Origin of the sequence: Clostridium hominis, from assembly GCF_014287825.1 — a bacterium.
GTDB lineage: Bacteria > Bacillota > Clostridia > Clostridiales > Clostridiaceae > Clostridium > Clostridium hominis.
This window is the reverse complement of record NZ_JACOOO010000016.1, coordinates 301,119-324,921: the sequence shown is the minus strand read 5'-3', so window position 1 is coordinate 324,921 and position 23,803 is coordinate 301,119. Positions and strand designations below refer to the sequence as shown.

Here is a 23,803-nt window from a genome sequence, read left to right as displayed (position 1 = left end):
ATCTTAATCATTACCAAGTAGAATTTAATTTAGTATTATGGTATTAAGCAAAAATATTTAAAGGAGTGGTGAAGATAATGAAAGTAGAAAACAAAGTATTAAAATTATCAGTTTTAGGTGCATTATTCTTTGCACTATTTGGTATTGCATGGGGATGAGCGATAGATTCTGAGATGATTATTTTCGATGGATTATATTCATTTATCAGTTTATTATTATCAATGTTATCCTTATTTATAAGTAATTTTATGTCTCAAAAGGACGTAGAAAAGTTTCCTTTTGGAAAACATATTTTAGAGCCTTTAGTTATATCAATTAAATCTCTAGTAATACTAATAATGTGTTTATTTACATTAGTTGGAGCAGTAAAGACTATAATAAGTGGAGGGAATTCTGTAGAATTTGGACTAGCTATAATATATTCAGTTATATCTGTTTTAGGGTGTGGAATTATTTCTTTTTATATTAAAAGTAAAGCCAAAAGTTTGTCTTCAGAATTGCTTAAGGCGGAATTTAACCAATGGTTAATGGATACAATATTAAGTGCAGCTGTATTAGTAGGATTTTTAATTGCGATAGTTTTATCTGCAAGTAAATTTAAATTCTTAAATCCATATATAGATCCAGCGATGACTTTAATAGTATCAATAGTATTTTTAAGATTACCTATAAAGACATTTATGGAAAGTTTCAAAGAGATTATTGCTGTTAAAGCCGATGATGAAATAAATGAAGATATATATGTATTAGTAAAAGAGATTGAAGAAGAGTATAGATTTGAAGATTCAATAGCTAGAGTTTCTAAGATAGGTAGAGAACTTAGGATTGAAATAGATTTTGTCTATAATCAAAACAGTAAACTAAAGACTTTAGACCAAATGGATAGTGTAAGAGAAGAAATAAATGATGCTATGAAGCATATTAAATATAATAAATGGTTAAATATTTCATTTACTGGAAATAAGAAGTGGATAGTTTAAAAGGTCAGCGAAAGCTGGCTTTTTTTTTTGTACCAAAATAGTTACTTAATAAAATTTCAAAAATTAATATTTCTGTGAACATTTTATTAAGTAAAATAGTCTAATAAGTAAAGCTTTAAATTGAAATTTATGACTATGGCCTTATAAATTCGACGATAGGAAAAATATTGCATATAAAATTAAATGAAAACAAATTGTAACTAAATTGTAATGAAATTTTAAGGTAATATAAGTAGTATACAATAACAAAAAATGGTATTATAAGATAAAAAGTAAAAATATAATATTAAATATAATAAGTATGGAGGAATTTATGAGTAAGAAGCTAAAAAGAATCTTTTCAATAGCAATGTCTCTTGCTTTGATGGTATCTGCTGTCGGTTGTTCTGGTGGAGGTACTAAGAAGTCTACTATGGGAAGGTATATTGAAGAGAGATATGAAGGGCCTAAAGAGGTCTACATTCAAAATGTAATTAAGCTAGAAGAAAATAAAATTGGAATGGTAGCTCAGAACTACGAAGGTGGTTTAACGTCTCTTATATCTGAAGATGGTGGACAAACTTGGAGTGAGACAAAAATAGAATTACCTAAACAAGATGGTAAGGAAACAGTAACTAATTCATCCAATATGTTGAAGGATGGTAGAATACTTATTAATTATTATTTTATGGAACCTTGGACACCACCAGCTGAAGGTGAAGAAGATACATCGAATAAAGAGGATATGTTTGAAAACATAGAATATAAGTATGCAGTTGTAAACCAAGATGGAACTGTTGAAGATATTGAATTTACAACTACTTCATCTGAAGAAGGAATGAATCCAGGTTATTCTCAATTTGTATTGGCTAATAATGGAGATATATTCTATTCAACTTGGGAAGGAAATGCTATAGTTCAATTAGATGGACAAACATTCGAGGTAAAGAATGAGTATAGTATAGATGATTATTTTAATAGTTTTTCATTAGTAGGAGAATCACTTATTGTATATGGATTTGAAACAATAACTGAGTTTGATATTAATACTGGTGAAGAAAAAGGTAATTTAGAAAAGTTAGAAAAAGAAATATTAGGTAATAACGTGCAATATTATCCTAACTTCCTTAACTCAGGTAGCGATAGCAAGTTATATTACTATACTACTTTAGGATTATACGAATATGATATGGAATCACAAGCTACTAAACAACTTATTGATGGAGCACTAAGTTCTTTTGGTGATTCAGAAATGAATATAATGGGATTTGTTGAAAAGGAAAACAATGAGTTTTTAGCAATATTTAATGATTGGAACAATAACGAAATGGCTATTATTAATTATAGTTATGATGCTAATGTTCCTTCAGTACCAGATAAACAATTAAGAATATATTCATTATTAGAAAATGATCAAGTTAGACAAGCAGTTTCTTCTTATGCAAAAGCAAATCCAGATACTTATGTCAAATATGAAATTGGTATGAGCTGGGGAGAAGAAGGCGTTACTGAGGCAGATGCACTTAAAACATTAAATACTGAGATAGCTGCAGGAAATGGTCCAGATGTTATTTTACTAGATGGTCTACCAGTAGAGTCTTATATAGAAAAAGGACTTTTAGAAGATATAAGTGATGTTATATCAGAATATACAAGTCAAGATTTAATATTTAAGAATATAGCGGATGCGTATACTGTTGATGGAAAGATATATCAATTCCCTACTAAGGTTAAATTCCCAATGTTACTTGGAAACAAAGATGTATTAGATTCAGTATCAGATTTTGATTCATTTGTAGAATTAGCAAAGAAAATGGGAAAAGAAAATCCGGATAAGAGAATATTTAATGATTATTATTCACCAAAAACTTTAGTTTATTCATTATATTACCTATACGGAAATGATTGGTTAAATAGTGATAAAACTATAAATGTTGACGCATTAAATAATTTCTTTGAAAAGACTAAAGAGTTATATACAGCTATAGATGAAAATATGCAAAGATATAATAAAAAGATGGAAGCGGTATGGAATGATAAATTCCAAGGTGGTGTGAGCACAGAAACAGAAGTTGTTGAGCCTAATGATGAGTTCGAAGAAAATCCAGATGGTGAAGAATTTGAAGATCAAAATGAAGGAATGTGGAGTGTTTATGAAATAAATAATTACTTAATGCCTTCTATTTATGCAGATTCATTGTTAATGGATGGAGATGATGCAAGTTCATTAATGTATGGTGGATTAGATTCATCATGGGGATATCAGTCATTAGTTACTGCATTATTAAATAATAAAGATTTAGATTACAAGATGCTAACAAGAGGAGATGAAAAAGTATTTATGCCTATAGATGCTCTAGGGGTGAATGCTAAAGGTAAGAATAAGGAAGAGGCAAAAGCGTTTATAAAGGAATTATTTACTGAAAAATCTCAACAAAGATATTATGGACAAGGAATAACTGTCAATAAGGAAAGTTTCAAAAAGCAATTTGAAATAGACAAAGAGTGGCAACCAGAATTTGATGAACAAACACAACATTACTTTGGTGGAACAATGGGATGGCAAGACGAAGATGGAACTATGCATGAAGTTAAACAATACCTGCCAAATGAAGAAGATGTTAATAGATTAATAGGTGAAATAGAAAGTTTAACTGTAGCTGGAACAGTTAATAGAGTATTACTAACTGAAGTAGCTAAACAGTTTGAAGCATATGCTTTAGGAAATAGTAGTTTAGATGATGCTATTAATACAATAGTAGATAATTTAGATTTATATTTGGCGGAGTAATATGGAAAAGGTAAAAAGAAAGAAGAAGATAAATAAAGCACCATTATATTTTATTTTACCAAGTCTAATAGGGGTAGCAGTGTTTACGCTGCTTCCCTTCTTAGATGTATTTATTAGATCTTTTCAAAGTGCAATTTCAAGAGAGTTTTCTGGACTTGAAAATTATTATGATATATTTTCAAATGCTGCTTTTAAGTTAGCGTCACAAAATACAATAAAGTTTGTGTTAGTATGTATACCTTTATTACTAGCAATATCACTTGCTATAGCAGTATTCTTAAATAAATTTGTACAGGCATCTCAAATTTTAAGAACTGCTTTTTTAATACCTATGGCTGTTCCAATAGCTTCAGTGGTACTTATATGGAATATAGTATTTCATGAACAAGGGGTATTGAGCGGAGTATTAAATAATTTTAATATGGCAGGTCAAGATTGGATGAGCACAGGATATGCTTTTTGGGTATTAGTATTCAGTTATATATGGAAGAATCTTGGATATACAATAATATTATGGTTAGCAGGACTAAATGCAATATCAAAGGAAATTTACGAATCAGCAAAGGTTGATGGAGCGGGGGATTTAAAATGTTTTACTAAGATAACATTACCTTGCTTAAAACCTACATTATATACAGTAGCTGTTTTATCTTTACTTAATTCTTTTAAGGTATTTAGAGAAGCTTACTTAGTAGCTGGAGATTATCCGGATAAGAGTATGTATTTATTACAACATTTATTTAATAACTGGTTTAGAGAGATGTCATTTGGAAAGATGGCTGCTGCGTCTGTAGTAATGGCAGTAATAATATTTGGATTAATTATGCTTCTACAGAGGGCATGGGAAAATCAAGATTAGAGAGGAGATTACTAAAATGAAGAAAAAGATTATATTTCTTATATTAGTTATACTATCTTTATTTATGTGCTTTCCAGTTATCTTTTTAATAGCAGGATCTTTTATGGGAAAGGCCGAGCTAACAGGACACCTTGCACCAGTATTAGGAAAAGGAAAGGATTTTGTTAGTTGGGGGCTACTACCTAAATATCCAACTATAAGATCTTACGTTGAGCTATTATTAGATACACCACAGTTTTTTGTGATGTTCTGGAATTCAGTTAAGATAGTATTCTTATCAATTGCTGGACAACTTGTAGTGGGAATAGCGGCAGCTTGGGGGTTTGCAAGATATAACTTTAGATTTAAGAAAATATTATTTACCTTATACATAGTGGTAATGCTAATGCCTTTCCAAGTAACTATGCTATCGAGCTATTTAGTATTAGATTCTTTTAAAATGTTAGATACTCATTGGAGTATCATATTGCCAGCTATCTTTTCAACATTCTCGATTTTTATAATGTATAGGTTTTTCTGCAATATACCAGAAGCTATTATAGAATCGGCAAGAATAGATGGGGCAAGTGAATTAAAGATATTTTTTAAAATAGGTATTCCATTAGGTATGCCAGGTATAATGTCTGCGGTGATTTTACAGTTCTTAGAGCTTTGGAATCTAATAGAGCAACCATTAACTTTCTTAAAAGATAAGAGTTTATGGCCGTTATCAATTTATCTACCTAATATAACCTTAGAAAATGCAGATATAGCATTTACGGCATCAGCTGTTACATTAATAGCAGCAATAATAGTATTCTTTGCAGGCCAAAGTTATTTAGAGCAAGGTATTGCAGCATCAGCAGTAAAGGAATGATGAGTTATGAGTATGAAACAAAAAGTAAAGAAAATTATTAACTTCGAGTATGTTAAAAAAGGAAAAGATACGCTGCAGAAGAAAGCAGTTAAATATTTAGGTGCATTCTTATTGATTATGATAGGATGCACTATGTTATCGAGATTTGCAGATTCTTTAACGATTCCTGTTATTAAAACAGAAAAACCAAAAGTAAAAACTATGGTTGATGAAGTTAAAGCATCAGGAAGAGTAGTTAAAAATAGAGAAGAAAAGATTTCTATAATAGAAGGTCTGAAAATCGAATACGTAAATGTAAGTATTGGGACACTAATAAAAACAGGAGATGTATTAGTAGAACTAAATACCGAAGCTTTACAAAAAAAGATAGATGAAATAAATGAGAATATTTCAAGTGAGGAAAAGACTTTAGCTAGAGCTAAAGAAGATTACAATAGGGCTATAGCTTCTAAAAATAGTAATGTATCAAATGCATTAGAAGAAATGAATAAAGCTAAGAAAGCTTTAGAAGATTATCAAGCTTTACCAGAAGAAGAAAAAGATAAAGCTATGGAAGAAAGTTTAAAAGGCGATTATGAAAGTAAAAAATCAATGCATGCATCAGCTGTAGCAGAGGCTAATGACACAGTAGATTTAGATCGTACTCTACAAGATGTTAAAGATTCATTAAAGCTAGATGAGTATTACGAAGAGTTAGGGAAATTACAACCTCTACTAGATGCAAATGGTAAGGTAACATCACCTAAAGAAGGAATTGTTACAAGTGTATTTGCTGAAAATGGAGGAGTTACATCTGACGCTGTAGTTTCAATAGCAGACAAAGAAAGTGGATATAAGTTTGTTGGACAAATTGAATCTAGTAAGAGAACTACGGTAAAACAAGGACAAACTGTAGCGTTAAAGTTAAGTAGTGGTGGATATGTAGAGAATTTAACTATAGAAGCCATTTCAAAAAGCGAAGAAAGTGCAGATTTCTTAAATGTAACAGTAGTTTTACCTGCAGGTACAGGTGAAATTGATGATACAGGAGAAATTATTATTTCAAGTCAGGCTAAGAAGTATTCTACTTGTGTTCCTTTAGCAGCGTTAAGGCAAGGCGAGAATAATAGTTACTATGTTTTAGCTGTTGGTGAAAAAGAAACAGTGTTAGGATCAGAAAAAGTAGCAAGAAAATATGAAGTTCAAATAGAAAAGAAAGATAATGAATTTGCGGCTTTAAAAGAAGGTTCATTCTCAAGAAGTGAACAAGTTATAATAAGTAGTAATAAAACAGTTGAAGATGGCGATAGAGTTCGCTTGGAGACTGAATGATAAGGCAAGTAAAGCATATAATTAAGGTAATCCTTATTTTTGCTTTAGTTATGTGCTGGGGAATTACCTTAGGCTATACAAATAATATAGAAAAAGAGAATAATACTATAAATTTCTATTTTGAGAATGGTAATATTAGAGCAGATACAATTAAGAATATTGAAGAAAATAAAAGTGATATATCAGTAGTTGGTTGGACGGAAAAATCATTACAATCAGCTATAAATGTTGATTTAAATAGAAATGCAAATGATCTTAAGGTATTAGCTATAAGGGGAAATTCATCTTTATTATTTGATGGAGCATTATTATTTCAAGATGATAAAGACGGTTGTCTTATAGACACAGAAACATCATATAAATTGTTTGGAAGTACACATTCTATTGGTAAAGAGATAACTTATGGGGAAAGAAAATTAATAGTAAGGGGAATTCATGATGGTACAAAATCTAATATTATTGTTCAATTATTAGAGGATGATAATGAGGTTTTAGATGGCTTAACTATTGATGGAACAGATATGACACTAAATAAAATAGAAGAATTTAAAACAACGTTTGGAATTCAAGAAATGGCAGTTAGTGGAGGAATATATCATAGTTTTGCTAAAGTATTTTCAATGGTATTGCCTATAATAGCTTTAGTGTTAATATTAATTAAAGTTATAACTTATTTCTTTAAAGCAAAACGAAGACCAGTATTAAAAATAATATATATTTCCATGGCAATAATTACTGTAGCAATATTATTTAAGATTACAAAATTAAATTTTTCTATTCCACTAGATATGATTCCGAATAAGTGGTCAGATTTTGATTTTTGGAGTAAGATGTGGAAAGAAAATGTAGATAAGTTACAATATGTGCTTTATATGAAGAAGTATGGCATAGATATTTATAACATAGAAAATATGATGATGAGTGGGTTATATTCGATTTTAACAGTAATATTATTTGTTATTAACTTAAAGGTTAATAAAGTAAAAGATATAAAAGAATTGATTTATATAGTAAGTGTAAGTGTATTATGTACATTTATAGCAGTTCTTACTATATGGTCTAAATTTAGCTTTGATGTTAATATAACAATGTTATGGGTATTATATCCTTTATATCTTTGTGGGAATTACTTTATGGATGTTCATGAAAAGTACTTTAAGTATGAAGAAAATGAAATAATACCAGAAATAAGAATAAAAGAAACAGTTACGAATTAAAATTTAAGTAAATATTAATGTTTATTAATAAGGATAAGTGACAAGTATTAAGTTAACGATAATGTTGATTTAAGCTTGTCATTTCCTATTTACTAATACAGGGTTGAATATAAAATTATAATTTGTTATAAAATCTTATTTGAATATATTTATGGATTAAGATAAAATATATTCAAATAAGATTTAGTACATATAAAGGAGAAAGTGATGAGGGATATAACTAATTCTAGAGGGAAGATATTTAGACATTTTAAAGGTGATTTGTATTTAGTTGAAGACTTTGTAAAGCATTCAGAAACACAAGAAACTATGGTCTTATATAGAGCATTATATGGAGAATGTGGTTTGTTTGTAAGACCTTATGATATGTTTATAGAAGAAGTTCCAGAGGGGAAAGTTAATCCAACTGGACAAAAGTATAGATTTCAAGAATTTGAAGTAAATAGTGTTAAGTAGGTGTAAAGATATGAGATTGTTTGTTAATTTTCTAAAAGGTATAGCGATAAGCGTTGCAACTATGGTACCAGGGGTAAGTGGGGGAACCATGGCTATAATATTAAATGTATATGATGATTTAATTCATGCAGTAGGTTCATTTTTTGAGGACTGGAGAAAACATAGTAAGTTAATATTTGAACTAGCTTTAGGTGGAATTGTAGGAGTACTAGCTTTTAGTAGGATAATTGATAAAGCTTTAGATAGGTTTCCAACTCTAATGGCATTTTTCTTTATTGGAGTAATCCTTGGAGGAATACCAACTTTATATAGAAAAGCAATATCTATAGGGAAAAGTAATTTTAATTACATATTTTTAATTATTGGCTTTATTTTAGCATTATTTTTATCAGGTGGTAATGAGGTAGCTAGCATAGCTATAGAAGGCACAGGAATATTTAATATAGGGTTATTAGTTTTAGCTGGTATAATAATTGCAGTAGCACTTATATTACCAGGGATAAGTGGTTCTTTTATATTATTAATTTTAGGATTGTATGATGTAACCTTAGATGCAATTAATACATTCAATATTAAATTTCTAATTCCTGTTGGAATAGGGGTATTAATAGGAGTTGTATTAACTACAAAGATTATTGAAAAGTTAATAAAGAAGTATCCAGGAAAAACTTATATGATGATATTAGGTTTTGTTATGGGATCAATAATAGCTATATATCCTAGTGAAGTAGTTAATACTAATATTATATATTCAATATTAGCACTAATACTTGGATTTACTATTATCTATTTTATTTCTAAAAAAGAAAATTAATTAAAACTTGAAATATATTGTTCGCGGAGCTCACAAGAGAAATGTTAGCTAACGCTAAGAAAAATGTGATTTCGTCAGAGAAATATACACTTTCAGTATAGAGAAATATGTCATTCTGACAGAGAAATATTAACCTTAGCTGAAGAGAAAAATGCCTACGGCAGATGATTATTCATGCCGTAGGTATTTTTTTATCCTGGCGTAAGCTAATATTTATCTATGTCGTAGACATACATTTCTCTTTGTGAGTCTAGCGAACAATTTATTTAGTTAGTAACCACATCTAAAGGAGCTTCCATATTCTCTTTAATAGCAAGTTTATTTAATGATTTAAATTCCTTAGCAATTAATATTATTGTAATAACTACAGATAGTAAGTCGGCGCAAGCACCAGCAGCCCATACTCCATCTAAGCCCATAAATGTAGGCAATATTAATGTGAATGGAATTAGAAGAATAACTTGTCTTAATAAACTTACGAACATAGACATTTTAGCTTTTCCAACTGATTGATAGTAACTTGTTGCTACTATGTTAATTCCTACTATAGGCATCATAAGTAAATAAATTCTTAAGCCTTTAACAGCTAGTTCAGTAAGTTCAGCCTCGTTATTAAATATGCTTATTGCAACTTGAGGGAATAATTGAATTAATATTCCACCAATAGTGCATATTACTGTGGCTGCTATAGTGGCATATATAAATGTCTTTTTGGCTCTTTCAAATTTTCTAGCACCGTAATTAAAACCTATTATTGGCTGGCAACCTTGGTTTATACCAAATATAGGCATCATAAATACCATATTTAATGAGCTGATAATTGTCATCGCACCAATAGCTAAGTCATTTCCATAAGTTTTTAAAGCATTATTTGCTACAACTTGTACTAAGCTATTTGCTATTTGAGTAGCAAAAGGAGCAATTCCTATAGCAAAAGTCATCATTATTAAACTCTTTTCAAGCTTTAAGTTTTGTGTTTTTAACTTTAAGTTAGATTTACCTTTTGTATAATAGAATAAAATAATGAAGAATGTAAGTGCTTGTGAAATAACAGTAGCTAAGGCAGCCCCCTTGATTCCCATATTAAATACAAATACAAAAACATAGTCTAAAATAACATTAGTAATACATCCAACGATCATTGTGAATGATGCCATTTGGGGATTACCATCGGCTCTAACTGTACTACTTAATGCAAAAGAAAGAATATTAAAAGTAGATCCAATTAATATTACTGTTATATACTCCTTAGCATAAAATAAAGTATTTGCGCTAGCACCAAATATGTTTAATATAGGGTTTAAAAATATAAGGCCTATAGCAGTTATAGCAATACCGACGATTAGACTTAATGTAACTGAATTACCAATTAACTTTTCAGCAACATCTCTCTTACCACGACCAAGATTTAATGAGATATTGGCAGTTGAACCTATACCTATAAGCATACCAAATGCTAAAAGTATAGACATGATTGGCATTGTAATACCAACTCCAGTTAAGGCTAAAGAACCAACCTCAGGTATACGACCTATAAACATTCTATCGACGATATTATATAAGGCATTTACTAACATTCCTATAATTGCAGGAATAGAATATTTTAAAAGTAGTTTTCCAATAGATTCTTCAGCTAAATATTTTTGATTACTCATGTATTACCTCCTAGTTTTTTGAAACATTTTTAGTTAGCTTATTTAATATTTTCAATCCATAAAGAATTTCTTCATCGCTTAAATTTGAAGTAAGTATATCTTCCCATTTCGTTAAGCTTGCAAGAAATTCATCTTTAATTTCTAAGGCTTTTTCTGTTAAGTAGATTTTATTTACTCTTTTATCAGAGATATCTTTATTTCTTTCTACATAACCAAGCTCTTCAAGTTTTTTTATTGCTTTGGCAGTAGTGCCCTTATCTATATTTATAAGTTCGGAAAGCTTTTCCTGACTTATACCATCATTTTTGTATAGATGAATCATAAACATGTATTGACCAGCACCAATACCGAATTTATGAAATTCTTTTGAATAAAATACACTAGATTGACGATAAAGAATTGAAATATATCTTCCAAAGTATTCGTTATTCTTATTATTCATAGATAAATCCTTTCTATTTGTTTTGCCTTATATATTATAATGCTAAAATAGTTGCAATTGCAACTAAATAAAAAATGAAATAATTAAAAAAATTTACAAAGTTATATGTGAAAATAATTAAATTGTATTTAATAGAAAAATAAAAGTTTATAATAGAAATATAGAAAAAGTTACTATATACATTTATAATAATTAATATTAATTGATGATAAGTATCTTATTAAGAAAGTAGAAATATAATATAAAGATTAGTTTTAAAGGAGAAGTTTTATGTGGGTTATATACGCATTTGCCTCAGCAATATTTGCAGGGGCTACATCTATACTAGCTAAAGTTGGTATAAAGGATGTAGATTCTCATGTTGCAACGGCTATAAGGACAGTAGTGGTTTTGATTTTTTCATGGATGATGGTTTTTCTAGTAGGATCACAATGGACATTAAATGAAATAAGTACTAAAAGTTATGTGTTTTTAATACTTTCAGGAATGGCTACAGGAGCATCTTGGCTTTGTTATTTTAAGGCGTTACAAATAGGAGATGTAAATAAAGTTGTTCCAATAGACAAATCTAGTACGATTTTAACTATGATATTAGCATTTATAGTATTAGGTGAGAAAATTACAATAAATATGATAATCGGAATGATCGGGATAGCAATAGGTACTTATTTAATGATTCAAAAAAAAGAAGAAAAACTAGAAAATTTAGATGAAGATGTGAAAGGATTAAAAAATAAAGCCTGGTTATTATATGCATCACTTTCAGCGGTATTCGCATCATTAACTTCTATTTTAGCTAAAATAGGAATTGAAAATGTAGAATCAAATTTGGGAACTGCCATTAGAACAATAGTTGTTTTAATTATGTCGTGGATAATTGTATTTATAACAAAAAAGCAACATGAAATTAAAAACATAGATCGTAGAAGTTTAGCATTTATAGTCTTATCAGGTATTGCTACAGGTGGCTCCTGGTTATGTTATTACAAGGCTTTACAAGATGGACTAGCTAGTGTAGTTGTACCTATAGATAAATTAAGTATATTAGTAACTGTAGGATTTGCATATATATTTCTAAAAGAGAAACTTTCAAAAAAATCCTTAATTGGGTTAAGTTTGATAGTTGCTGGAACTTTAGCACTATTAATAAAAATATAAAATAAAAATGCTTCAGCAAATAAGCTGAGGCATTTTTTTATATAGAACTTTTAGAAGCATATTTTTTAGGTGTTATACCAGTGAATCGCTTAAAAGTTTTAGTAAAATAACTTTGATCATGAAAACACAATAAAGTTGAAATTTCTAATATAGAATAATTAGTATGTGTTAAAAGATATTTAGCTTCATCAATTTTACATTTTAATATGTATTCACTTAAAGTTACGCCAACTTCCTTTTTAAATAATGAAGAAATATATTGTGGTGATAGATTGATAAGCATACTTATTTTTGATAATGATATATTTTCATATAAATTCTTGTTGATAATATCAATACATTTATAAATATTTTTTGAGTATTTATATTTAAGAGTTTCTCTAACTTTTGCAGCAAAAGCAATAGGAATTTTCTTACCAATATCACATAATAAAGAATAATCATCTATTTTCTCTATATTTTGTATAAAAGAATCGCTAAGAGTAAAAGCGGTTTCGGAGGATACACCACCATCTATAGCAGCTTTAGAACAATTAGAAACTCGTATAATAAGAAGATTTTTTTTACTTCTAATTTGATTATCTTTAGCAAGTACACCAAATTCTCCATCAAGTGTTTTTTGTAGGTTAATAACAATATTATCAATATCGCCAGATTTTACAGCTTTATAAATAGAATCAATATGATCTGTAGAATGATAGGAGAACATATTTTGTCTATTTTCAGATAATAATTTTTTATATGTAGTTTTTATATTGAGATTTAAATCTTTATATTTACTATCAATTTTTAAAATATTGCTAGAATAAATTGAAGTATTATAAATTGAATAGTGTAGAAGACAAATCCAGTTAAGTAAAAGAAATTCTTCAATAATTGGGTAAGAGGTAAGATTATTAGAAGAAGCTGTAATTAAATTAGTATCTGTTTCAAAAGGCCCAATAAATAGGGAACCTACATAATGTTTTATATAAAAATTGATGATTACAACTTTAAATTTGAAACTAGTAGTTATTATTGCGGGTATATTAAGTGTAAAGTAATTACAAACAAAATTATTTAATAAATTGTTATAGTTAGAATTGTTAGATGGATATAGATAATTATTTAATGAGTAGTGATTAGCATTTTCGCTTGAGGCTATGAAGCATGTTTGACATTTTAATGTTTCAGAAGTTATATTACATAAATATTTAATTTTATCTAATGAAATTATATCAAGCATATTAAAACTCCTACAATAAAATAATTATAAAAATATTAAAATAATACAAAAGTAAAGTTGTTGTAAATGTTAACATATAGTGTGAGAAAAATCAACATAATATTTTAATTAAATAAGATATTGGGGGAAGAATTTTGGGGAGAATAGATGAAGTTTTTAAAAAATTAGTTGAATTATATAATGGTAATGGTGTTACAACTATGGATATTGCAACCGAATTGGAATTAAGCAGAGCTAATGTTAGTAATGACTTAAATCGCTTATGTGAGGAGGGAAGAGTCATAAAAAAATCTGGAAAGCCAGTTCTATACACTCCTGTAAAGGTTGAAGAAGTAAAAGAAAACAAGAGTAAGAAAAAAGAAGTAAAACTTAATACCTTAGATGAATTTGCTAGTATTAATAAAAGTCTTTATTCAGCAGTAGAACAGGCTAAGGCGTCTATTTTATATCCACCAAATGGAATGAATATGCTTATTTTAGGTGAAACAGGGGTAGGTAAGTCGATGTTTGTTTCATTAATACATAAATATGCTATAGAAATGAAGAGGTTTAGTAAAAACTCACCTTTAATTATATTTAACTGTGCAGATTATGCTAATAATCCGCAGCTTTTATTAGGACAATTGTTTGGTTGCAAAAGAGGAGCGTACACAGGTGCAGATACAGATAAGGCAGGTTTAATTGAAAAGGCAGATGGTGGTATATTATTTTTGGATGAAGTTCACAGGCTTCCATCTGAAGGACAGGAAATGTTATTCACATTTATGGACAAGAGTATTTATAGAAGGCTTGGGGAAACTGACATTGAAAGATATTCAAAGGTATTAATAATTTGTGCGACTACAGAGAAACCAGATGAGGTTTTATTAAAGACATTTACAAGAAGAATTCCTATGTATGTAAATATTCCATCTTTAGCAGAAAGAACTATTGAAGAAAGATTTACATTAATAAATACATTTATGAAGGATGAATCAGCAAGGCTTGATAAAGAGATAAAGGTTTCGATGAATTCTATAAAAGCATTAATTAGCTATGATTGTGAAGCTAACATTGGCCAGCTGAAGGTAGATATACAGCTTATATGTGCTAAAGCATATGCAGAATATGTTTCAGGCGTAAAAGATGAAATAAAAGTTAATAGTTTGGATTTACCTGTATATATAAGAAAAGGACTATATAAAGAGATAGAACATAGACAGCTTTGGAATAAGCTTATAGACATTAATAAGAAATATTGTATTTTTAGCAATGAAAATGATGAGGTAATTTTTGAAGGGGACAAGGATGAAACAAATATTTATGAGCTTATAGAGGCTAAGTATCATCAGTTAAAAGAAAAAGGTGTTGATGATAACAAAGTAAAAGAAGCTATGAATATAGATATAGATAATTATTTTGAAAAGTATATGCAAAAGCTTCAAAAGAATTTTAATAGTACATTCGATATATCGCAGCTTGAAGGATTTATAAAATCTGATATAAGAAGAGTAATATTAGAAGTGATTAATTTCAGTGAGGATAGGTTAAATAGAAAGCTAAGTGAGAAAGTATGTTACGGAATGGCAGTACATATTAATAATTCAATAGAAAGAATTAAATCTAATAAGAAAATTACAAATCCTCAACTGAATAAAATTAGGGTAGAAAATAACAATGAATTTAATATTGCGTTAGATATTCTTAAGATTATTGAAAGAGCCTTAGATATAACTATGCCGATAGATGAAGCAGGTTTTTTAGCTATATTTTTAACTTATGATAATGAGTTTTATAAAAAGGAACCTAAGGAAGTTAAGGTTATGGTAATAGCTCATGGGGAGAGTACAGCTACATCAATGGTTAATGCAACTAATAAACTTTTAGGAAGTGATTATGCTATAGGAATAAATGCACCAATAGAAGAAAGTCCTCAGAAGGTATTAGATAGAGTAAAAAACTATATAGTAAATAATAATATAAAATCCGATATTTTACTTTTAGTTGATATGGGATCTCTAACAACATTTGCTAAAGAGCTAGAAGCAGAATTTAATATATATGTTAGGGTTGTGCCTTTAGTGAGCACATTACATGTATTAGAAGCAACTAGAAAAGCTATGTTAGGATATGAACTTGATGAAATACTGCAAGAGATGCTTAAGGTAAATGAACTTTATATTACTGATTATGAATATAATGAAGAAGTTATTGTGAAAGATAAGATTAAAAAATTAGCTATATTATCTATTTGTAGCACTGGTGATGGAGGCGCTAAAACAATAATTAATTTATTGGAGAATAATTTAAATTATGATGACAATGTAGTTGAAATAATTCCAATGAATTTAATAGGAAAAGAGAATATAGAGAAAAGAATTAGAAGGTTAACTAAGGAATATAAGATAATTTCAATTATAAGTACCTTTGATATTGACTTCGATGTAATGCAGCTTTCTCTTCAAGATATATTTGTTGGTGAAGGTATGAGTTTAATACAAAAGGAAATCGATATAGAAACTACTTATATTAAGATGGAAGAAACACTTAAGAGTCATTTGAAAAATGTTAAAGGAGAAAGCATTTTAAGAAATATTAAAGTATTTAATGAAACTGTTCAGGAAAGATTAAATATTAAAATAAATACTAATGTTTTAATTGGAGTTACACTTCATATAGCTTGCATGATAGACAGGCTTAAGGATGGACTGAAAGCAGAAGAATTCTATTTGAAAAATGAGTTTATCGAAGAGCATAAAAAAGTGTTTGATATCGTGAAGATAGAGTTAAACAAGTTAAAAGATAAGTATTATTTAGGGTTAAATATTGAAGTTGATGAAAATGAAGTATGTTATGTAACTAAGTTTTTACTTAATAATTATTAATTAAATGCTGTTAGGCTTTTTGCTTAACAGCATTTTAAATTTTAAGAAAACTAAAATAGTAGTTTAATATAAAAAATATTTTATTGAAACAAAACACATTGATGAAACACATGAAAAAAATGAAGTAAAACACATTAAAAACGGATAAAAAATAAAAATATAGAAAAAGTTTAAAAAAATAAAAAAGAGGTTCATAGAGTCTAAGATAAGATAAATCAATTGATTTAAGAAACTTAAAGATTGAAATAAATAAAAAATTAAAATGTTTTATTTATTTTGGCATGATAGTTGCTTTATATATTAGTGTAAAAACAAATTAATAGCTTAGTGGGAAAAGGAAATGTAGTTATGAAAAATCAAGAAGTTATACTGGGTATAATTGTTAATAGTGGAAATGCTAGAAGCAATTCAATGAAAGCTATTAAGCTAGCTAAAAATGGACAAATTGAAGAAGCAAAATGCGCATTACATGATGCTGTAGAGTGTTTAAGTGAAGCACATAAGGTTCAAACATCGTTGATAAAGGATGAGGCAAATGGAAGTGCAATCGAATTATCACTATTAATGATACATGCGCAGGATCATTTAATGAATGCTATGACAATAAAAGATTTGGCAACAGAAATAGTGGATATTCATGCAAAATTAAACTAGATAAATTACATTAGAATTATTAATAGCGAGGTGACTGTCAAGTGAAAAGGATTACTTTGATTTGTGGAAATGGCTACTCAAGTAGCATGCTTGTAATTGAGATGAATAAAGCTGCAGATATGTTAGGAGTAGAAGTTGAAATTAGAGCTATAGCAGAGTCTAGATTCCAAGAGTTTCAATATAAGACAGATGTAGTACTAATTGGACCTCAGCTTGGATATATTCTTGATGATATGAGTGAAAAGTATAAGGATAGAAATCTAAAAATCAGTGTTATAAATAGTGTTGATTATGGAATGCTGAATGGAATGAAGGTACTAAAAGATGCCTTATCAATGTAGTTGTAAATCATTTAATAAATAATTAATTAAAATAAATTAATAAAAAGGGAGAGAAAAGTAATGAAATTTACAGACAAAATTCAAGAAGTTGTCTTACCTAAGGTTGGACAAATAGCAAATAATAAGTTTTTAAAGGCGGTAAGTGATGGATTCATGGCATTAATGCCGGTAATCATAGTAGGATCTATATTCTCACTATTTAATTCATTATCAATTCAGCCTTACCAAGAATTTTTAACCAATACAGGGCTAAAATCATTATTAGCTATACCAAACTTAGTTACAAATGACATGTTATCATTATATGCAGTATTTTTCATAGCATTTAACTTAGCTAAGGGTTATCAAAAAGATCCTGGAACAGCTGGGATGATCGCATTATTCTCATTCTTAGCGATCACACCAATTGCAAATACTTCAAGCATAATTAATAACTTCTTAACTGGGAATGGAATTACATTAGCAGAAGGAGTAAGTGTTCCAGCTTCAAATGTATTACAATTTGAATTCTTAGGAGCAAAAGGTTTATTCGTTGCAATTATAGTAGCTTTATTATCAACAGTTATATATGCTAAGTGTTTAGATAAAGGATTAAGCATAAAGATGCCAGATGGAGTTCCTCCAACAGTAACAAAATCATTCGCAGGATTAGTACCAGGATTCGTAATCATAACAGTATTTATGTTATTAGATAGATTAGTAACTTTAATTCCAATGAACGGTGTTTCAGGAATACACACATTCATTTACTCATTAGTACAAGCACCAATGGAAGCATTTTTAGGAAATAATATATTCTCATTCTTATTCGCAATAGTAATAGCTCAATTATTATGGTTCTTTGGTGTACATGGTATCAATGCAGTTATAATACCATTATTCTTCCCATTATGGACTTCATTAACTACAGCTAATATTGAAGCAATGAATGCTGGTGTATCATTATATGAATTACCAAACATAATTAATAGAGCATTCTTCTCTTGTTACCCATTAGTTGGTGGTTCAGGTGCAACATTAGGACTTTGTATATACATGTTATTAAAATCAAAAAGTAAACAATATAAAACTTTAGGTAAATTAGCGGTTGCAGCAAATGTTTGTGGTATAAATGAACCATTAGTATTTGGAGTTCCAATGGTACTTAATCCATACATGGCTATTCCATGGATAGTTACACCAATAGTTATCTCAGGAGTTGCATACTTCTTAACTACAATAAATATATTACCAAGATTAACAACAATGGTTCCACTAGGTACTCCAGTTATAATGTCAGGATTATTAGCAGGTGGTACAGAAGGATGGAGAGTAGCAATATTCCAAGTATTAGCGATAGCATTATCAGCAGCAATATATATTCCATTCTTCAAAGTTATAGACAAACAAGGATACGAAGCAGAATTAGAAGCAGAAAAGATAGCTTAATATAAAGTAAGAAGTAGTAAACAAAGTATTTGTTAGGAGTTAATTCTAACAAATACTTATAAAATGTAGAAAAATATTTACTAAAGTTTAGAGGTGTATTAAATGAATAATAATTCTTATAAATTCCCAGAAGAATTCTTATGGGGGGGAGCTTTAGCAGCTAACCAATGTGAAGGAGCTTACAATGAAGGTGGAAGAGGATTAGCTAATGTTGATTTAATTCCAAAAGGAAAAAACAGATTTAAGGCAATGGAAGGTAAGCTTGAAAGCTTAAATATTCTTGCAGATGAATATTATCCATCTCATGAAGCAATAGATTTTTATCATAAGTTTAGAGAAGATATAGCTTTATTTGCTGAAATGGGATTTAAGTGTTTAAGAATTTCAATAGCTTGGTCAAGAATATTCCCAAATGGAGATGATGAATCGCCAAATGAAGAAGGGTTAAAGTTCTATGAAGAAATGTTTGACGAAATGTTAAAAAATAATATAGAACCAGTAGTAACAATTTGTCACTTTGATATGCCGATAACTTTAATAAAGAAATACGGTGGATGGAAGAATCGTGCGTTAATAGGATTCTATGAAAAATATACAAGAACACTATTTGAAAGATATAAAGAGAAAGTTAAGTATTGGATGACTTTTAATGAAATAAATATGCTTTTACACCTTCCGTTTATGGGAGCTGGGATATTATTTGAAGAAGGTGAAAATGAACTTCAAGTAAAATATCAAGCAGCGCATAATGAGTTAGTTGCAAGTGCTTTAGCTACAAAAGCAGCACATGAAATTATTCCTGGATCTATGGTTGGATGTATGCTAGCAGCTGGTGTAACATATCCATACTCTTGTAATCCAAATGATATTCAAAGAGCGATTGAAAAAGAAAGAGAAAACTTCTTCTTTATAGATGTTCAATCTAGAGGTGAATATCCAGGATATGCAAAGAGGTTTTTAAGAGATAATAATATTGAAATTCATATGGAAGCAGGAGACGGAGAAATATTAAAGACATATACAGTTGATTATATTGGATTTAGTTACTATTCAAGTAGATGTGCTTCAGCAGATCCAGAAGTGTTAAAAGGAATGACTGCTGGAAATGTATTTAAAAGTGTAAGAAATCCACACTTACAGGTTTCTGAGTGGGGATGGCAGATAGATCCTAAGGGGTTAAGAATAACTTGTAATAATTTATATGATAGATATCAAAAACCATTATTTATAGTTGAAAATGGATTAGGAGCTGTTGATACTGTAGATGGAAATGGTGAAATAAATGATTACTATAGAATCGAATATTTAAGAGAACATATTAAGGAGATGAAAGAAGCGGTAGCTGATGGAGTTAATTTAATAGGATATACTCCATGGGGATGTATAGATTTAGTATCAGCATCAACTGGAGAGATGAAAAAACGTTATGGGTTTATTTATGTTGATAAAGATAATGAAGGTAAAGGAACTTTAGAAAGAAAGAAAAAGAAGAGTTTCTATTGGTATAAAGATGTCATTAGTAGTAATGGAGAAGAACTATAAAAATTAAGAATAAAGGTGTTAATGGAGGAGAAAATTATGAAAAATATATTATTAGTATGTGCAGCAGGTATGTCTACAAGTCTTTTAGTTAATAAGATGAAGGACGCAGCAAAAGCTAAAGGTGTTGAAATTAACATTAATGCTTTGCCAGTTTCTGAATGTTCAAGTGTTGTTGATATAGTTGATATAGTTTTACTTGGGCCACAAGTTAGATTCCAAAAGCCACAGGTTGATGCATTAGTAGGCGGAAGAGTTCCAGTAGAGGTAATTGATATGAGGCTTTATGGAACAATGAATGGAAAAGCAGTACTTGAAAGGGCTTTAGAATTAATTAAATAACGAGACTGCAAATTTAAGTTTTGAATAGATATATTAGCTTTTATTATTTTAATATATCTATTCTAATTCATAAAAATTACATACTATTGAGATTAGGGTAAATGAATTAAGAATTTTATAACATTAAAATGCAAGCTACAATAATATGTCAGCTTGTATTTTTTATGCTTTTAGTAAAAGTTTCAAAATAAGAAAACATAAGAACGTGTTCGATGATATAATCGTATGAGGAAGGAGATGAGAACATGGAATTGACGGTGTTTAAAAGAGAAAATGATTTTTACAAAAGAATGTTAGCGATAGCTATTCCAATAACGTTACAAAACCTAATAACAATAGGAATAAATATGGCAGATACAATGATGCTTGGATCGTTAGGAGAAGTAGCATTATCAGCTTCTGCATTAGCAAACCAATTTAGTTTTATATTTCTTGTAATACATTTTGGATTAGCTGGAGGAGCAGGAGTTTTAACAGGACAGTTTTGGGGAAAAGGTGATAAAGAATCTATAAGTAAGACATTATCTATGATGTTTAAGATAAGTGCAGTATTTAGTTTTACTTTCTTTATATTAGGACAGTTTTTCCCAGCTCAAATAATGAGAATATATACTACAGATCCATCAGTAATTGCTGAAGGGGTTAAGTATTTAAGGATATTATCTTTTGCATTTTTAGTACAAGGTTTTTCTACTATAGCAATAGGTATTTTAAGAACAGTAGGAATAGTTAAGTTAGCTTTATGTTCAACATCTATTTCATTTTTTGCAAATATATTTTTAAATTGGATGTTCATTTTCGGTAATTTAGGTGCTCCAAGACTAGGTGCAGCAGGTGCTGCAGTAGGAACCTTAATTTCTAGAATAATTGAATTTTTAATAGTTGCAATTTATCTAGTATTTATTGATAAGAGAATACAATTTAAGATTAAAGATTTATTTAAACATGATAAATCTATTTTTACTGATTATGCTAAGCATGGGACTCCGGTGCTTATAAGTGATTTTATATTAGTAATAGGATTAAATATGTTGTCAGTAATCATGGGAAGAATGGGATCGGAAATGGTAGCTGCCAACTCTATAAATACAGTATTACAACAATTCTGTACAGTATTTTTAATGGGAGTTGCAAATGCAAGTGGTGTAATTATAGGAAATACCGTTGGAGCTAAAGAGTATGATAAGGCACAAGATTATGGAAAGACATTTTTAGCGTTAGCTGTATTAATAGGATGCTTTTCGGGACTTCTTATATTTAGTTTAAAGAATGTGATGATAGGATTTTATGATGTAGCTGGAAGTACAAAGGACATTGCTTATCAACTAATGAATACAACATCAATTATTGTAGTATTCTCAGCCGTTGGATCAACATTAACTAAAGGTGTATTAAGAGCAGGAGGGGATACCAAGTTCTTAATGAAGGCTGATGTACTTTTCCTTTGGCTATTAGCAATTCCTCTTGGATTTATAGCAGGTGTAGTATTGAATTTACCAGCAGGTATAGTATTTTTCTGTTTAAAAATAGATGAGGTAATTAAAGCATTATGGTGTACAAAGAGATTACTTGTAGATAAGTGGATTAAAAATGTTACTCTTGCATAGAGGTTAGGAATTAATGAATAAGAATTAGGAAGAGGAAATTTATTGATATAAATTTTGATTTCTTAATTCTTTTTTTGCTTAATATATTTTCAAAAAATGAAAACTTATGTATACCTTTACTGATATAATTTAAGTATAAAATAAAATAATTATAACTTAATTTGTAAAAGGATGGGGAATATGAATAGATTAACTTTAGGAATAGATATAGGTGGAACTTTTATAAAATACGCATTAGTAGATCCAGCATTTAATATAATAGAAAAGTGGAAAACTCCGACAGTTAAGTTTGATACAAAAGATGAATTTTATGATTATATATGTTCAAATGCTAAGTATTTAGATGAAGTTGATAGAATAGGGGTAAGTGCTCCAGGGTTAGTTAATGAAGAATCAGAAATAAAGTCTTATGCGGCACCAAATGTTGTGATAATGTTTGGGACAAACGTTAATGAAGAGATATCAAAGAGAACTGGTAAGATAGTTGCAACTATAAATGATGCTAAATCAGCAGGACTTTGTGAGCTTAAAGCTGGGAATGCTAAAGGAACTAAATCATCAGCATTTTTAATTATAGGAACAGGTACTGGCGGATGTCTTTGTAATGAAGATGATGTTATATATGGGGTTGATGGGTTTGCAGGAGAGTTCCATCACATGCCATTTATAGATTTTCATGAGAATAAGGTTTTAAGACAAGGCGACTATTGTTCTATGACAGCATTAATTCAAATCTATAATATTAAAGTAAATGAAGATGAGAAGTTACAATATGGTCATGAAATAACAGCAAAATATTTAACTGGAGATGAAGTAGCTAAAATAGCCATGGAAGAATGGATAAGAAATATGGCTAATCAATTATTATCTATAGCAACATTCTACAATCCAGAAATGATTTGCTTAGGTGGAGGAATCTCTGAAGAGGATTGGTTTATAGACTTAATATCTGAAAGATTTAAATTAGCCTCAAAGAATTTCTTAGGATTAGATATCCTTACAACAAAGATAGGTAGATGTAAATATAATAATGATGCAAATATTTTAGGTGCAGTAATTAAAGTAAATATGCAATAAGATATTTAAATAAAAATATAATAGAAAAAGTATTAGTTTAAATAAAGCTAGTACTTTTTCTATTTTTTTATAAAGAAAATAGAATTTTAAATCAAAAACTTTGTTAAAAATGTGACTTTTATCACAGTTTTAAAAACAGAAATGTGATAAATTAAACTTAGTGAAATAAATAACAATTGCAATTTGAAATAAATAAAAGTAAAGAAGT

General features: G+C 28.9%; 20 protein-coding genes. 17 read left to right on the top strand and 3 right to left on the bottom strand.

Features of this window, described 5'->3' with window-relative positions; all coding sequences use genetic code 11:
- Positions 1–173: 173 nt before the first annotated feature.
- From H8S20_RS09720 to H8S20_RS09685, 8 genes are all read left to right on the top strand, one after another.
- The gene (locus H8S20_RS09720; protein WP_032117473.1) at positions 174–980 is read left to right on the top strand and encodes a cation diffusion facilitator family transporter; all 807 of its coding nucleotides are present in this window, start codon (positions 174–176) and stop codon (positions 978–980) included.
- Positions 981–1,293: 313 nt separating this feature from the next.
- Positions 1,294–3,750, top strand: a complete 2,457-nt coding sequence (locus tag H8S20_RS09715) for an ABC transporter substrate-binding protein (RefSeq protein WP_186859985.1) — start codon at positions 1,294–1,296, stop codon at positions 3,748–3,750.
- Position 3,751: 1 nt separating this feature from the next.
- Positions 3,752–4,609 (top strand): carbohydrate ABC transporter permease, encoded by an 858-nt coding sequence (locus H8S20_RS09710; RefSeq protein WP_032117475.1) that lies wholly within the window; start codon positions 3,752–3,754, stop codon positions 4,607–4,609.
- A gap of 16 nt (positions 4,610–4,625) precedes the next feature.
- Positions 4,626–5,465 (top strand): carbohydrate ABC transporter permease, encoded by an 840-nt coding sequence (locus tag H8S20_RS09705; protein ID WP_032117476.1) that lies wholly within the window; start codon positions 4,626–4,628, stop codon positions 5,463–5,465.
- A 12-nt stretch (positions 5,466–5,477) separates the two neighbouring features.
- Positions 5,478–6,776, top strand: coding sequence for an efflux RND transporter periplasmic adaptor subunit (locus tag H8S20_RS09700; RefSeq protein WP_032117477.1), 1,299 nt, complete (start codon positions 5,478–5,480; stop codon positions 6,774–6,776).
- A complete protein-coding gene (locus tag H8S20_RS09695) occupies positions 6,773–7,993 on the top strand; it encodes an ABC transporter permease (RefSeq protein WP_186859984.1) in 1,221 nt (406 codons plus the stop codon). Before H8S20_RS09700 ends, H8S20_RS09695 begins: the two co-directional genes overlap by 4 nt.
- 207 nt (positions 7,994–8,200) lie before the next feature.
- Entirely contained in the window at positions 8,201–8,449 is a 249-nt protein-coding gene (locus tag H8S20_RS09690; RefSeq protein ID WP_207725291.1) for a DUF1653 domain-containing protein, read from the top strand.
- Between the two features lie 10 nt (positions 8,450–8,459).
- On the top strand, positions 8,460–9,263 hold the full coding sequence (locus H8S20_RS09685) for a DUF368 domain-containing protein (RefSeq protein WP_032117480.1): 804 nt from the start codon (positions 8,460–8,462) through the stop codon (positions 9,261–9,263).
- Positions 9,264–9,529: 266 nt separating this feature from the next.
- Here the strand turns inward: H8S20_RS09685 and H8S20_RS09680 are convergent, their stop codons facing one another.
- A complete protein-coding gene (locus H8S20_RS09680) occupies positions 9,530–10,918 on the bottom strand; it encodes an MATE family efflux transporter (RefSeq protein ID WP_032117481.1) in 1,389 nt (462 codons plus the stop codon).
- A 10-nt stretch (positions 10,919–10,928) separates the two neighbouring features.
- Positions 10,929–11,360, bottom strand: coding sequence for a MarR family winged helix-turn-helix transcriptional regulator (locus H8S20_RS09675; RefSeq protein WP_032117482.1), 432 nt, complete (start codon positions 11,358–11,360; stop codon positions 10,929–10,931).
- A gap of 270 nt (positions 11,361–11,630) precedes the next feature.
- Here H8S20_RS09675 and H8S20_RS09670 point away from each other — a divergent pair, with 270 nt between their 5' ends.
- On the top strand, positions 11,631–12,518 hold the full coding sequence (locus H8S20_RS09670) for an EamA family transporter (RefSeq protein WP_032117483.1): 888 nt from the start codon (positions 11,631–11,633) through the stop codon (positions 12,516–12,518).
- Positions 12,519–12,555: 37 nt separating this feature from the next.
- Here H8S20_RS09670 and H8S20_RS09665 read toward each other — a convergent pair whose 3' ends face one another.
- Complete coding sequence (locus H8S20_RS09665) at positions 12,556–13,743, bottom strand: helix-turn-helix domain-containing protein (protein WP_186859983.1); 1,188 nt, start codon at positions 13,741–13,743, stop codon at positions 12,556–12,558.
- A 134-nt stretch (positions 13,744–13,877) separates the two neighbouring features.
- Here H8S20_RS09665 and H8S20_RS09660 point away from each other — a divergent pair, with 134 nt between their 5' ends.
- The 8 genes from H8S20_RS09660 (at position 13,878) to H8S20_RS09625 (ending at position 23,595) form a co-directional block, all read left to right on the top strand.
- The gene (locus H8S20_RS09660) at positions 13,878–16,607 is read left to right on the top strand and encodes a sigma-54-dependent transcriptional regulator (RefSeq protein WP_186859982.1); all 2,730 of its coding nucleotides are present in this window, start codon (positions 13,878–13,880) and stop codon (positions 16,605–16,607) included.
- 348 nt (positions 16,608–16,955) lie between these two features.
- Positions 16,956–17,261, top strand: a complete 306-nt coding sequence (locus H8S20_RS09655) for a PTS lactose/cellobiose transporter subunit IIA (protein ID WP_186859981.1) — start codon at positions 16,956–16,958, stop codon at positions 17,259–17,261.
- Between the two features lie 41 nt (positions 17,262–17,302).
- Positions 17,303–17,602 carry a PTS sugar transporter subunit IIB gene (locus H8S20_RS09650; protein ID WP_186859980.1) on the top strand — a complete coding sequence of 100 codons (300 nt, stop codon included), beginning with the start codon at positions 17,303–17,305 and terminating at the stop codon, positions 17,600–17,602.
- Between the two features lie 60 nt (positions 17,603–17,662).
- Positions 17,663–19,030 carry a PTS sugar transporter subunit IIC gene (locus H8S20_RS09645; RefSeq protein WP_186859979.1) on the top strand — a complete coding sequence of 456 codons (1,368 nt, stop codon included), beginning with the start codon at positions 17,663–17,665 and terminating at the stop codon, positions 19,028–19,030.
- 102 nt (positions 19,031–19,132) lie between these two features.
- Complete coding sequence (locus H8S20_RS09640) at positions 19,133–20,572, top strand: 6-phospho-beta-glucosidase (protein ID WP_186859978.1); 1,440 nt, start codon at positions 19,133–19,135, stop codon at positions 20,570–20,572.
- 36 nt (positions 20,573–20,608) lie between these two features.
- A complete protein-coding gene (locus tag H8S20_RS09635) occupies positions 20,609–20,911 on the top strand; it encodes a PTS sugar transporter subunit IIB (protein WP_186859977.1) in 303 nt (100 codons plus the stop codon).
- Positions 20,912–21,156: 245 nt separating this feature from the next.
- The gene (locus H8S20_RS09630; RefSeq protein WP_186859976.1) at positions 21,157–22,518 is read left to right on the top strand and encodes an MATE family efflux transporter; all 1,362 of its coding nucleotides are present in this window, start codon (positions 21,157–21,159) and stop codon (positions 22,516–22,518) included.
- A 180-nt stretch (positions 22,519–22,698) separates the two neighbouring features.
- On the top strand, positions 22,699–23,595 hold the full coding sequence (locus H8S20_RS09625; RefSeq protein ID WP_186859975.1) for an ROK family protein: 897 nt from the start codon (positions 22,699–22,701) through the stop codon (positions 23,593–23,595).
- Positions 23,596–23,803 lie beyond the last annotated feature (208 nt).